At 69.4% G+C, this 13,185-nt stretch carries 7 protein-coding genes; 2 read left to right on the top strand and 5 right to left on the bottom strand.

The genetic code is table 11. The features are described from left to right. Nucleotides 1–133: 133 nt before the first annotated feature. Genes IEX50_RS06380 through IEX50_RS06360 form a run of 5 tightly spaced genes read right to left on the bottom strand, consistent with a single transcriptional unit; the run spans nucleotide 134 to nucleotide 7,809 of the window. Complete coding sequence (locus IEX50_RS06380; protein ID WP_157175133.1) at nucleotides 134–1,906, bottom strand: glycoside hydrolase family 9 protein; 1,773 nt, start codon at nucleotides 1,904–1,906, stop codon at nucleotides 134–136. A gap of 11 nt (nucleotides 1,907–1,917) precedes the next feature. Further along, entirely contained in the window at nucleotides 1,918–3,414 is a 1,497-nt protein-coding gene (locus IEX50_RS06375; RefSeq protein ID WP_157175134.1) for a tryptophan halogenase family protein, read from the bottom strand. Then, nucleotides 3,411–4,931: a tryptophan halogenase family protein gene (locus IEX50_RS06370; RefSeq protein WP_157175135.1), complete on the bottom strand. Its 1,521-nt coding sequence runs from the start codon at nucleotides 4,929–4,931 to the stop codon at nucleotides 3,411–3,413. The genes IEX50_RS06375 and IEX50_RS06370 overlap by 4 nt, the downstream gene beginning before the upstream one ends. Continuing rightward, nucleotides 4,928–6,313 (bottom strand): tryptophan 7-halogenase, encoded by a 1,386-nt coding sequence (locus IEX50_RS06365; RefSeq protein WP_157175136.1) that lies wholly within the window; start codon nucleotides 6,311–6,313, stop codon nucleotides 4,928–4,930. Before IEX50_RS06365 ends, IEX50_RS06370 begins: the two co-directional genes overlap by 4 nt. After that, nucleotides 6,310–7,809, bottom strand: coding sequence for a tryptophan halogenase family protein (locus IEX50_RS06360; RefSeq protein WP_198350608.1), 1,500 nt, complete (start codon nucleotides 7,807–7,809; stop codon nucleotides 6,310–6,312). The genes IEX50_RS06365 and IEX50_RS06360 overlap by 4 nt, the downstream gene beginning before the upstream one ends. A 169-nt stretch (nucleotides 7,810–7,978) precedes the next feature. Between IEX50_RS06360 and IEX50_RS06355 the strand changes: the two genes are divergently transcribed. Beyond that, a complete protein-coding gene (locus IEX50_RS06355) occupies nucleotides 7,979–11,281 on the top strand; it encodes a TonB-dependent receptor (protein ID WP_157175137.1) in 3,303 nt (1,100 codons plus the stop codon). Between the two features lie 137 nt (nucleotides 11,282–11,418). Further along, a complete protein-coding gene (locus IEX50_RS06350) occupies nucleotides 11,419–13,098 on the top strand; it encodes a glycoside hydrolase family 43 protein (protein ID WP_198350609.1) in 1,680 nt (559 codons plus the stop codon). Nucleotides 13,099–13,185 lie beyond the last annotated feature (87 nt).

The following is a 13,185-nucleotide window of genomic DNA, read 5'->3' as shown; positions in this document are numbered from 1 at the left end:
GTAGCGCCCGAGTAGTGCCCGCGGCGCGTATCGAGGGCTCGTGTCGAAGCATGGGGCCGATCCTTCGATACGGGCCTTCGGCTTCGCTCAGTCCCTACTCAGGACAAGCGGGTGGGGGGCGTAGGGGGCGGGGTCAGTTGGCCTTCTCGGTTGGAGCGCTCCCGCCCGCGTCCAGATATGCCGCCACCCAGACCAGCGGGGCGTTCCAGTTGATCGCCATCTCGTTGAGCGCATAGGCGTTGATGTCGTCGGCCCAGCAGCGTTGCGGAGCGCAACGGCCCTTAAGTTTGACCGCGACGGGATCGGCCATTGCCGTGTTGTTGGGGCCGCCGGACAGGACGCCGGGCGGTGGCGGGGGGAGTGCCGCGTCGACCTGGTGCGCCCAGAAGCGGTGGTGCGGGTTCTGAAGCGGTTTCCAGCCGGTGCCGGAGACGAACGACTGGCCGAGCGGGTTGCGGCCGAGCACATAGTCGGCGGCGTCGACCGCGCCGGCGCGGTAGCGGGCGGAGCCGGTGAAACGCGCGGCCAGGCCGAGCAGCACGGCGCGGTTGAGGATGTTGCTGTTCGAGCCCCAGTCATATTTCTGCGACGCGTAGGGGATGCGGTAGCCGCTGCGCGGGACCTCGGCCAGGAAGCCGTCGGCGGCGGTCACGATGCGGGCGCGGGCGTTGTCGCGGATCTTGGTGGGGACGCCGTCCGCGACCGCCAGCGTGATCGTGCCGAGCGTCGCGACGTCTGCCCAGCCGGGGACGGTGGCGGGGCCGTCGGAAAGCGCGGCGCGGTACGTCGCCTCGCCCGTGGTGGCGAATAGTTCGGCGGCGGCCCAGGCACGTTCGTCGGCGAGATTGTCGTCGCCGTAGCCGCCGCTGCCGGTGAAGGCGGTGGCGGCGCGGATGTCCGGGTTGCGGACCGCGGCGGTCCAGGCCTGTCGGGCGGCCGCGAGGCACCGCGCGGCGAAGGCGGGGTCGGTGGTGCGCCAGAGGCGGGCGGCCTGCGCAGCGACTGCGGCGAGGTTGAGCGTCGCGGCGGTGGAGGGCGGGTAAAGCACACGCGGCTGGCGGTCGTCGGCGGGGGCGGTGGGGATGGTGGTCCAGCGCGCGTCGGCGACCTTGTGGAACGCCATGCCGCCCGCGTCGACCGGGGTGAGCGTCAGCGGTGTCGATTTCGGTTGCGGGCCGATCGGGAGCGCCATGCGGGTGGCGGGCGGGACCTGCATCTTTAGCATCCATTCGACCTCCCACCGCGCTTCGTTGAGCAGGTCGTCGCGGCCGTTGCCCGACTCCGGCAGGCGGGCCTGGCCATCGGCGAACAGGCGTCGCGCGAAGCCGGTTTCGTAGAGGTTCTGGAGCGTCCAGGCGGAGATGCCGGCGTTGACGACGTACTTGCCGTGGTCGCCGGCATCGTACCAGCCGCCGGTCACGTCGCGCTTGGTCGGGCAGCCGGGCCAGACGGTGCCGGCCTCGTCCTTGCCGGCGAAGCAGGCGGCGATTTCGGGCGCGTGGCCAGCGGGGCGGGCCCAGCGGGCGCCGACGTAGCGCGCCTCGATCGGCGTGCCGGCGCGCTGGTGATAGAAGACGGCGAGCGCGTTGCGGGCGAGCGGGGCGTAGAGCGTGGGGGCGACCTGGAAGGTGCCGCTTTCGACGCCGGCGGCGCGCAGGCGGTAGGCGCCGGGCCTGGTCAGCGTGTCGAACGTCGCGATGTGGACGCGGTCGCCGGAGACGGCGTCGTCGGTGCCGGCCGTGGTTCTGCCGCGGAGCACGACGGTGCCGGTGGCGTCGAGGATCTGCCAGTCGAGCGGGGCGGGGGTGGGGGCGGCGACGATCGCCTGTTTCGGGTCGCCGGGCCGGAAGCCGAGCTGGTTCAGGTTGATCGTGGCGGCGGCCAGCAGGGCGAGCGCGGGGAGCATCGGGGTTCCGATCAGGAGGCCAGCCGCGCGAGGGCGTCGGCATGGGGGGGCATGTGGGTGAGCGCGGTGGCGACGACGCGTTCGATCGCCGCGATCCGCCGGGCGACGGCGTCGAGCGGCAGCGCGTCGCAGACCGGATCGTGACCGTCGAGCGGGGCGGATTGCCCGGCGAGCACGGCAAGCCAGCTCTGTTCGTTGAAGAGCTCGTCCGATTCGCGGAAGATGCGTCCGCCGCTGCGGTAGAGCGCCAGCTTTTCGGCGAGGCCGGCGGGCGGGGGGAGTGCCGCACGTTCGCGCCAGAAGGGTTCGGGGCGGGCGTTCAGATGGTAATGCGCGACGAGGAGGTCGCGGATGCGGGCGAACTCCGCGGTCATGATGCGGTTGTAGCGTGCGACGATCGCGTCGTCGGCGCCCGCGCCCGGCAGCATCTGAAGCAGGTGCTGGATGCCGCGCTGGACGAGGTGGATGCTGGTCGATTCGAGCGGTTCCATGAAGCCGGCGGCGAGCCCGAGCGCGACGCAGTTGCCCGACCAGAAATGCCGGCGGTGGCCGGTGGTGAAGCGCAGGACGCGGGGGGTGCCGACGGGCGAGCCCTCCAACCCGGCAAGCAGGATCGCGGTCGCCTCGTCTTCGCCCATGTGGCAGCTGGAGAAGACATGGCCGTTGCCGGTGCGATGGCGGAGCGGGATGCGCCATTGCCAGCCGGCTGCCTTTGCCGTGGAACGGGTGAGCGGCAGTGGGGCGACATCGGCGGCGGAGGCCACCGCGACGGCGCGGTCGCAGGGGAGCTGTTCGGACCAGTCGACCCAGCCGGCGGCGAGCGCACCCTCGATCAGCAGCGCGCGGAAGCCGGAGCAGTCGACGAACAGGTCGCCCTCGATGCTGCTGCCGTCCGCCAGCCGGACCGCGGCGATGCCGGCCGGGCCGCGGTCGACCGCGACGACGGTGCCCTCGCGCCGGACGACGCCGTTCGCCTCGGCATGCGCGCGGAGGAAGGCGGCGTAGCGGCCGGCATCGAAATGATAGGCGTAGCCGACCCGCGACAGCGGGGAGTCGCCGTTCGGGATGGGGCGGGCGAAGCGGCCGGCGGTCGCGGCGCGGGCCTCGAGCGAATAGTGCTCGAGTGGCTCGGCCAGGCCGGCCTGGCGGGCGCGGAGCCATTGGGCGGCGAAGGGGTGGCCGGCGATGTCGGTGCCGACCTGGCCGAACGGGTGGACGTAGGAGTCGCCGGGGCGCGACCAGCCTTCGAAGCGGATGCCGAGCTTGTAGCTGCCGCCGGTGGCGCGGAGGAAGGCGGCCTCGTCGATCCCGAGCATGGCGTGGAAGGTCTGGATCGGCGGAATCGTCGCCTCGCCCACGCCGACGGTGGCGATGTCATCCGACTCGATCAGCGTGACGTGCGTTCCTGCCGGCCCGAGCAGGCGGCCGAACGCGGCGGCGGCCATCCAGCCGGCGGTGCCGCCGCCGACGATGACGATCCGGCGCGACGTGGTCGGGCCGTCCGTCATGCGGCGCGGACTCGGGTGGGGCAGGTGTTGGCCAGATAGTCCTCGTGCCGCGGCATGCGGGCGGCGGCGTCGGCGAACATGGTACGCAGCCGGTCGAAGCGCGCATCGATCTCGCGCGTGGGGACGCCGTCGGCCAGCCGGTCCCAGCCCTCCGGCACGATGCCCTGGCCGAGCAGCACCGCGACCCAGCTGGGTTCGGCGAACAGGTCGTCCTCCCACCGGAACAGCCGGCCGCGGCGGCGCCAGAGCGCGATCTTTTCGGCCAGCGCGTCCGGGATCGCGCGGGTCTGCGCATCACGCCAGAAGGGCGAATCGGTGCGGCGGGTGGCGTGATAGTGGAGCACGAGGAAGTCGCGGACCTGATCGAACTGGACCTCCGCCAGCCGGTTGTAGGTCGCGATCTCGACGGGCGAGAAACCCTGGTCCGGGAACAGCGCGAGCAGTTTTGAGATGCCGGTCTGCACCATGTGGAGGCTGGTCGATTCGAGCGGTTCGGCGAACCCCGACGCAAGGCCGAGCGCCACGACGTTGCCGATCCATTGCCGCCGCCGCCGGCCCGCGGTGAAGCGCAGCACGCGCGGATCGGCAAGCGGGCGGCCGTCGACATTGGCGACCAGCGTGGCGGCGGCCTCGTCGTCCGAGACATAGGCGCTGGAATAGACATAGCCGTTGCCGGTGCGGTGCTGCAGCGGGATGCGCCATTGCCAGCCGGCGGGGCGCGCGGTGGAGCGCGTGAAGGGCGCGATTGCGCGGTCGGTGCGCGCGCTGGGCATCGCGACGGCGCGGTCGCACGGCAGCCAGCGTGTCCAGTCCTCGTAGCCCGCGCCGAGCGCCTCCTCGATCAGCAGGCCGCGGAAGCCCGAGCAGTCGATGAACAGGTCGCCCGCGACGATGCGGTCGCCGGCCAGCGCCACGTGGCGGACATGGCCGGTTTCGCCGTCGAGCGTGACCTCGACGATCTCGCCCTCGATCCGGCGGACGCCGCCGCGTTCGGCGCGGGCGCGGAGGAACTGCGCGTAGAGCCCGGCGTCGAAATGATAGGCGTGGTTCATCTGCGACAGGATCGAGGCAGGATCGGCGGAGGGCGGCGCGAACCGTCCGGCGCGGGCGGCAACGGCGCACAGCGCATAGTCGCCGATATCCTCGTCCACCCCGGCCGCACGGCGGCGGCGCCAATATTGGTGGAAGCGGACCCCCTCGATATCGAAGCCGAAGCCGCCGAACGGGTGGAGATAGCGTTCGCCAAGGGCGGCCCAGTCGACGAATTCGATGCCAAGCTTGAAGCTGCCGGCGGTGGCGGCGAGGAACTCCGCCTCGTCGATGCCGAGCATGGCGTTGAAGGCGCGGATCGGCGGGATCGTCGCCTCCCCCACGCCGACGGTGCCGATCGCGTCGGATTCGACGAGCGTGACGGCGGTGCCGGTGGGGACGAGCCGGGCGAGGGCGGCGGCGGTCATCCAGCCGGCGGTGCCGCCGCCGACGATGACGACGCTGCGGACGGGGGCGCCGATCGTCATGCGACGGCCCGGCGACGGGCGACGACCTGCGCATAGGGCGGCAGGCTGCGCACGCGGTCGATCATCGCGGCGCGGTGTGCGGCGAGATGGCGTTCGATCGCGGGGATGGGGAGTAAGTCCGCCAGCGCATCGTGGCGGCGCGGGACGACGCCCATCGCATCGAACATGGCGGCCCAGTCCTCCTCTTCGAAAGGTTCGTCGTCGAACATCGGCAGGCGGCCGCGGGCGGCGAACAGGTCGCGTTTGGCGACCACGGTGTCGGGTAGTTCGGTGGTTCGGCGTGCGTTCCAGAAGGCGCCGGGGCGGCCCGCGGCGGCATATTGCGCGATGACGAAATCGCGGGCGCGGGCCTGTTCGCCAGTGGTGCCGCGGTTGAACGCGGCGCTGGCGACCGGATCGGTGCGGTCCGCCGGCCAATACTGGATCAGCCGGACGAGCGCGTTCAGCAGCAGCGGCAGCGCGGTCGGGTGGAGCGGTTCGAGCAGGCAGGACGCGGCGCCGAGCGCGATGCGGTTGCCGGTCCAGGGGGCGGCCAGCGCGCCTTGGCGGAAGCTGCGCCCCGCGCCGTCGACGCTGCACGCGACGCGGACGTCGGCGCCGTCGAGCGGCCAGCCCATGACCCAGCCGGCGTCCTGTGCATCGACTTGCGCGAAGGGGGGGGGGGCGCCGTCGGCGGGGACGGTCTCGGTCGCGGTGCGGTTGCAGGGGAGCCAGTGCGACCAGTCCTCGAACGGGGCGTCCGTCGGGGCGGTGCCGGTGCAGTCGAGCAGCAGGAAGGGTTCGACTGTGGTGCCGTCGGTGAGCGTGAGGTGCGTCGCGATCGGGCCGTCGGTGGTGATATCGCGGAGGGGGGCGGACGCGTTTTCGGCGCCGTTGTTGCAGGCGATGCTGCGCAGCATTCGGGCGTACAGCGACGAGTCCAAGTGCAACCCACGATCGATCGGGGCGGCGGGATCGAAGCGGCCGGACTGGGCGGCGAGCGCGGCGATTGCGTGGTCTGCGAACCGGACGGTCTGGCCGGCCGAGCGGAGCCGCGCGGCGAGGTGGCGGAAGGCGATGCCGTCGAGCGGGGCACCGGTTTCGCCGTAGGACAGGAAGCCGGTCGCCCCGTCCGCGCGCCAGCCGGCGAGCACGGTGCCAAGCGCGTAGCCGCCGCCGGTGCCGTCGACGAGTTGCCGGTCGTCGAGCCCGAGATCGGCGTGGAAGGCGGCGAGCGCTGGCGGGACCGCGATCAGCGGCGCGAAGTCGCCGAGCCCGTCGCCACGCGCGCCGGTGTCGATCACCAGCACGCGGTATTCTGCGCGGGGCAGGCGGCGGGCGAGGGCCGCGGCGGCGATCCAGCCGCAAAGCGTGTCACCCAGGATCGCGACAGTCTCGATCATGCGGCGGCGCCGATCGCGGCGATGTGGTCGGCATGCCCCGGCATCGCATCGGCGGCGCGGCGGCAGGCGGCGGCGACCGCGGCGACATGGGCGGCGGACTGTTCGGGCGGGACGGCGGCGACCAGTGGGTGCGGGCGTTGCGGCACGATCCGCTGGCCATAATAGACGGCGAGCCAGCTGGCCGGCAGGAACATGCCCTCCCGGTACGCGGCGACGATGCCGCGATCCTGGAACTCGGCCATCTTCTCGACCAGCGAGGGCGGCAGTTCCATCGTGCGGACATGCCGCCAGAATGGCGTGTCGTCACGCTCTGTGGCGGTATAATGCAGGATCAGGAAGTCCCGCACGCGTTCATACTCCAGCGCCATCGCGCGGTTATACTCCGCGATGTCGACCGGATCGACGGCGCCGTCGGCGGGGAACAGCTCGATCAGCTTGCCGATCGCGAGCTGGATCAGGTGGATGCTGGTCGACTCGAGCGGTTCGAGGAAGCCCGCCGACAGGCCGATCGCGACTGTGTTGCCGATCCATTGCGACCGGCGGCGGCCGGTGCGGAAGCGCAGCATGCGCGGTTCGGCAAGTGCCTCGCCCTCCAGCGTGTCGAGCAGGCGGGCGCGGGCGACGTCCGGGTCGGTGAAGCGCGTCGAGAAGACATGGCCGTTGCCGGTCCGATGCTGCAACGGGATGCGCCATTGCCAGCCGGCCTCGCGCGCGGTGGCGCGGGTATAGGGGGTGAGCGGGCCGGTGTTGCTGCACGGCACGGCCCAGGCGGCGTCGCAGGGCAGCCAGTGCGACCAGTCCTCATAGCCCGCCTCCAGCGCGCCTTCGATCAGCAGGCCGCGGAAGCCCGAGCAGTCGACGAACAGGTCGCCCTTGATCCGCCGGCCGTCGGCCAGCCGGACCGCCGCGACGCCGGCGTCGCCGCGATCGACCGCGGTCACGCGCCCTTCGACGCGCGAGACGCCGCGTCGTTCGGAATAGTCGCGGAGGTAGGCGGCGTAGAGCGAGGCGTCGAACTGGTAGGCGTAGGAGAAGGTCGACCCGACCGCGCGCGGATCGGCGGAGGGCGGGGCGAAGCGGTTGGCGCGCGCCGCGACGATCGGCAGCGAGCAGGCCTCCAGCGAAGGCGCGGTGCCGGCGCGTGCCGCGTTCAGCCAGTGGTGGTGGAACGGCAATCCGGCGATGTCGTGGCCGAAATCGCCGAACGGGTGGATATAGCTGTCGCCGATCCGGCCCCAGTCGCGAAATTCGATGCCGAGCTTGAACGTCGCCTTGGTCCGGCGGACGAAATCGGCCTCGTCGATGCCCAGCCGCTGGTTGAAGTAGCGGATGTGCGGGACGGTCGCCTCGCCCACGCCGACGGTGCCGATTTCCTCCGATTCGATCAGCACGATGTCCGCGAGCCGGCCGGCGAAGGCCCAGGCCAATGTTGCGGCCGTCATCCACCCCGCCGTGCCGCCACCGACGACCACGATGCGCTGTCTCTTGTCCGCCACGATCACCCTCTCCGGTGCCGACTGTTACCGCTACGCCACAAATAGCGCGCTTTGGTACGTTTGTTACTCGATATGTCAGTTTTGAGACTAGCTGACTGACAAAACAAACAGTAGTGCTGATTTCAACGTGACGCCCGCCATTCTGGTAGCGATAACACGATGTAAGGGGATGACCGAGATGCAGACCGTTTGCGGAACGTCGCGTGTGTGCGATCGGGCGCTTGCGCTGAAAAGCGGCGCGTCGATCATGGTGCTGACGTTGCTCGCGGCACCGCAGATCGCCTTCGCACAGGCCAACCCGGCCGCCGCGCAGCCATCCGCCAACGCGCAGGTCCCGTCGGGCGGCGCCGTCGTGACCGAGGCCGAGGCCGCAACCGCGACGCCGCAGGAAGCCGCCGGCGCGCAGGACATCATCGTCACCGGCATCCGCCGCAGCCTGCAGAGCGCGCAGGCGATCAAGCGTAATTCCGAAGTGGTGGTCGACTCGATCTCCGCCGAAGACATCGGTGCCTTGCCCGACCGGTCCGTGACCGAAGCGTTGCAGCGCGTGCCCGGCGTGTCGATCAGCCGCTTCTCCGCCGGCGCCGACCCCGACCATTTCGCGACCGAAGGCTCGGGCGTCGTCGTCCGCGGCCTGACCTACACCCGGTCGGAGATCAACGGCCGCGACTCGTTCAGCGCCGGCAACGGCCGCGGCCTGTCGTTCGCCGACGTGCCGTCCGAACTGCTGGGCGGCGTGGACGTGTTCAAGAGCCCGTCCGCCGACATGATCGAGGGCGGCATCGCCGGCACGGTCAACCTGCGCACGCGCGTGCCGTTCGATTCCAACGGCTTCACATTCGGCGCGACGCTCGAGAACAACTACGGCGATTTCGTCAAGAAGTCCTCGCCGACGCTGTCCGCGCTGGTCAGCGATCGCTGGGCGACGGGCATCGGCGATTTCGGTCTGCTGGGCAGCTTCGTGCGCTCGCAGGTCCGGTCGCGCGCCGACAGCGTGCAGATCTCGAACTGGGGTGCGCGCGTCCTGACCGCGGACGGCCGGCTGTTGCAGCCGCTCGATGCGAACAACGTACCGAACGAAGGCACGACGGTCTATGTGCCGCGCGGTGCGGCCAGCCGCAGCCAGGAATTCAACCGCACGCGCTACGGTTACTCCGCCGCGGGTCAGTGGCGCAGCCTCGACCGGTCGATGACTGCGACGGCGCAGTTCCTGCGCACCGACTCGCGTGAGAACTGGACAGAGAATTCGATCGAAGTCGCGACCGACAACGTGCTGGCGGCGGGCGATTCACAGCCGTTCCCGGGCACCAGCTTCACGTTCGACGACGATAATGCGTTCACCAGCGGCCTGATCACCGGACCCAACGGCTTCCGCGCCGATTCGCAGCCGGGCGGCGACGGTCGCACGCCGGAGAACGGCCTGCAGAGCAACAACATCGCGCGCGGCAACCAGAGCCGGTTCGTGACGAACGACGCGAGCTTCAACTTCAAGTGGCAGCCGACCAAGCGGCTGGGCATCAGCGTCGACTATCAGCATGTTTGGTCGACCGTGAAGGTCACCGACCTGACCGTGTGGGGCACGACGTACCAGAATGCCGACATCAAACTGAACGGCAACAAGCCGGCGTTCGTCGATTTCGTGCCCGTCGCCAACAAGGGCACGAGCAACTATTTCGCGAACCCGAACTACACCGATCCGTCCAACAGCTTCTACCGGTCCGCGATGGATCATATCGAGGATAGCGAGGGCAACGAGGATTCGGCCCGGATCGATCTGGACTATTCCTTCCCGGAAGAAAGCTGGCTGAATTCGGTCCGTGTCGGCTATCGTTTCTCCGATCGCCAGAACCAGGCCCGGTCGTCCGCCTATAACTGGGGCGTGCTGAGCGAGATCTGGGGCGGTGGTGCACCTGATCCGGCTAATCCGGGTTCAAACCTTCCGGGTGCCGGTGGCGGCCCGGTTTGGTTCGACCGTCCGATCGACGGCAACCCGGCGACACGCACGACCGGGGCGACCGCGCCGCAGGAAGCGTTCCTGTACGAGAATTTCTTCCGCGGGCAGGCCAACGATCCGTCCAACGGCGGGCGGTTGTTCTACCCGGGATCGCAGCTGCAGAATTATGGCCAGGCGATCCAGCAGATCCAGCAGATCGCGCAGGAATGGCGGAGCTACACCTCGACCAATTCTGGTGCCGACGGCTGGGTGCCGCTGGCACAGCGCAGCGGCGTGCTTGCGGGAACGCCGTTCCGCCCGGGCGAGGTGAACCCGGTGTCGGAGCGGAACAACGCGGCCTATGTATCGGTACGGTTCGGCAACGACCTGTCGAACGGCTGGGACGTGAGCGGCAATGTCGGCGTGCGCTACACCGAGACGAAGCGCATCTCGTCGGGCTTCTTCGCGTTCCCCAACCAGTCGTTCAACTGCGTTGCGCCGACCGATGGCTCGGCGATCTCGCGCTTCTGCTCGCTGCCGGCGGCGACCCAGGCCGCGGCCGCGCTGTTCCAGAACGGCGCGCTGACGCCCAACGACGTCGAGCTCACCTACGACTATTTCCTGCCGAGCGTGAACCTGAAGCTGGGCGTCGGTGGCGGCCTGCAATTCCGCGTGGCGTTCGCCAAGAGCGTAGCGCCGCCGGACTTCCTGCTGACGCGTTCCTATTACAATGTCAGCCTGAACACGAGCGACCAGACAATCCTGTTCAACAACGGGCCGGTCGCGATCTTCGACGTGGGCAACCCGTTCCTGAAGCCGGTGACCGCGGACAATCTCGACCTAACCGCGGAGTGGTATTTCTCCAACGTGGGTCAGTTGACCTTCTCCGCCTTCGCCAAGAACCTGCACGGTGTGCAGTCGGTGGGGACGCAGCGGCAGACGTTCACCAACAACGGCGCATCGTTCGATGCGATCGTGACGACGCCGGTCAATTCGGACGAGACCGGCAAGGTCCGCGGGTTCGAGGTCGGCTACCAGCAGACTTACGACTTCCTGCCCGGTTTCCTGTCGGGGCTCGGCCTGTCCGCCAACTTCACCTATGTGAAGTCGTCGGGCGTATCGCAGCAGCAGCTCGACCCGAACGATCCCAACGTGGCGGCGGGCATCATTTCGTCGGTCGATACGGGTCGCCTGTCGTTGCAGGGGCTGTCCAAGTATCAGTATAATATCGGACCCTTCTATCAGAAGAACGGGCTCGAGCTGCGCGCGGCGTATAACTGGCGGTCGCGCAACCTGCTGACCATCCGCGACGTGATCGCGCCGAACGCGCCGGTCTATGCCGAGAAATACGGCCAGCTCGACGCCTCGATCTTCTACGCGGTGACGCCGGAGATCCGGATGGGCTTCCAGGGGGTGAACCTCGGCAAGTCGATCACCCGGACGTCCTACGTCATCAATTCGGACCTGCTGACCCGGCCACGCAACTGGTTCATCAACGATCGACGCTTCACCTTCTCGGTCCGCGCTTCGTTCAAGTAAGGTCTGTATCTGGCAGCCGTGCGGCCGTCCCCGAGCCAGGGGGCGGCCGTTCGCATGTCCGGGTCGGGTTGCTTTGCCGGCCACGCGCCCATAGCATTGCCGAGAGCGCTACCAGAGATGGCGCGAACGGGAGCGGCATGACGATGACGAAATATGGGCTAGCGCTGGCCGCGGCATTGCTGACCACCGCGGCGTCCTCCGTGCCGGAGGACCGGATCGCGCGGTTCGAGCAGTTCGTCTATTCGGGCGAGGATGGCGCCGCGCCGCCGGCCGGATCGTATCGCAACCCGGTGCTGGCCGGCTATTATCCCGATCCGAGCGTGACGCGCGTCGGGGACGACTTCTACCTCGTCAATTCGACATTCTCGTGGTTTCCGGGGATCCCGGTGTTCCACAGTCGCGATCTGGTGAACTGGCGGCAGATCGGCAACGCCATCGATCGGCCGGGGCAGCTCGACTACAAGCGGCTCGGCATGTCGCGCGGGATCTTCGCGCCGGACATCACCCATCATGACGGGCGGTTCTACATCGTCACGACCTGCGTCGATTGCGGCGGGAACTTCGTGATCACGGCGCGCGATCCGGCGGGGCCGTGGTCGGACCCGGTGTGGTTGCCGACGGTGGGCGGGATCGATCCGTCGCTGTTCTTCGATACCGATGGCAGCGCGTGGATCATCAACAACCGCGATCCGATCGGGCCGCCGCGCTATGACGGGCACCGTGCGCTGTGGATGGAGCGGTTCGATACGAAGACGATGAAGATGCTCGGCAACCCGAAGATGGTCGTCGACGGCGGCGTCGATCCGGCGGCCAAGCCGGTGTGGATCGAGGGGCCGCATATTCTGAAGGTGGACGGGCGCTACTACCTGACCGCGGCGGAGGGCGGCACGGCCGTCGCGCACAGCCAGGTCGTGTTCCGGTCGGACAAGGTCGATGGGCCGTATGTGCCCGCATCGAAATCGGTCAATCCGATCCTGACGCAGCGCGACCTGGACCCCGCACGGCCGAACCCGATCACCTCGGCGGGGCATGCGGACCTGGTGCAGCTGAAGGACGGCAGCTGGTGGGCTACGTTCCTGGCGACGCGGCCGTACGAGGGCGACCTGTATAATATCGGGCGCGAGACGTATCTGCTGCCGGTGACCTGGGCGAACGGGTGGCCGACGATCCTGCCGCGCGGGCGGGCGATCCCGACGATCGCACCGCGGCCGAAGCTGGCACCCGATCCGCGGCCGGCGCCGCCGATGACGGGCAGCTTCACGGTGCGGGATAACTTCCCGGGCAGCAAGCTGTCGCAGGCGTGGATGACGATGCGGACGCCGCGGACGCCGGGCTGGACGGTCGGTGGCGGTGCGCTGATGCTGGAGGCGCGGGCCGACGGGATCGGCGATCACGCCCAGCCGAGCTATGTCGCGCGGCGGCAGATGCACGATGTCGCGAGTGCGGCGGTGACGGTGACGTTCCGACCGAGGGAGGGCGCCGAGGCGGGGCTCGCCGCGGTGCAGGATGACGATCATTTCCTGGGCGTCGGGCTGACGCGGACGGGCGGGAAGCTGGCGGTGCGGGCGTTCCGGCGTGAGGACAAGGACGCGCCGGCGATCGGGCGGACTGTGGCCTCGGTGCCGATTGCTGCCGCCGTGGGCAGTCCCGTGCGGTTGCGGATTTCGGCGCGGGGGCCGGCTTATACTTTGGCGTACGCGGTGGGGTCAGGGGCCTGGCAGCAGGTTGCGGTGGTCGATGGGACGATCTTGAGTACCGCGAAGGCTGGTGGGTTCACGGGGACGATGATTGGGCCGTTTGCGCGGGCTGGGCGGTAGGAGTTTCGGGCTGGAGGTTCGGCCCTCCAGTTCCGTTTGGTTCGAGCTTGTCGAGAACTCTGCGTTGGGTTCGTCGCAGATTTGAGC

It is taken from the genome of Sphingomonas prati (assembly GCF_014643515.1).
Lineage (GTDB): Bacteria > Pseudomonadota > Alphaproteobacteria > Sphingomonadales > Sphingomonadaceae > Sphingomonas_R > Sphingomonas_R prati.
The sequence above is the reverse complement of the archived record's forward strand: the minus strand, read 5'-3'. Positions and strand labels throughout refer to the sequence as shown.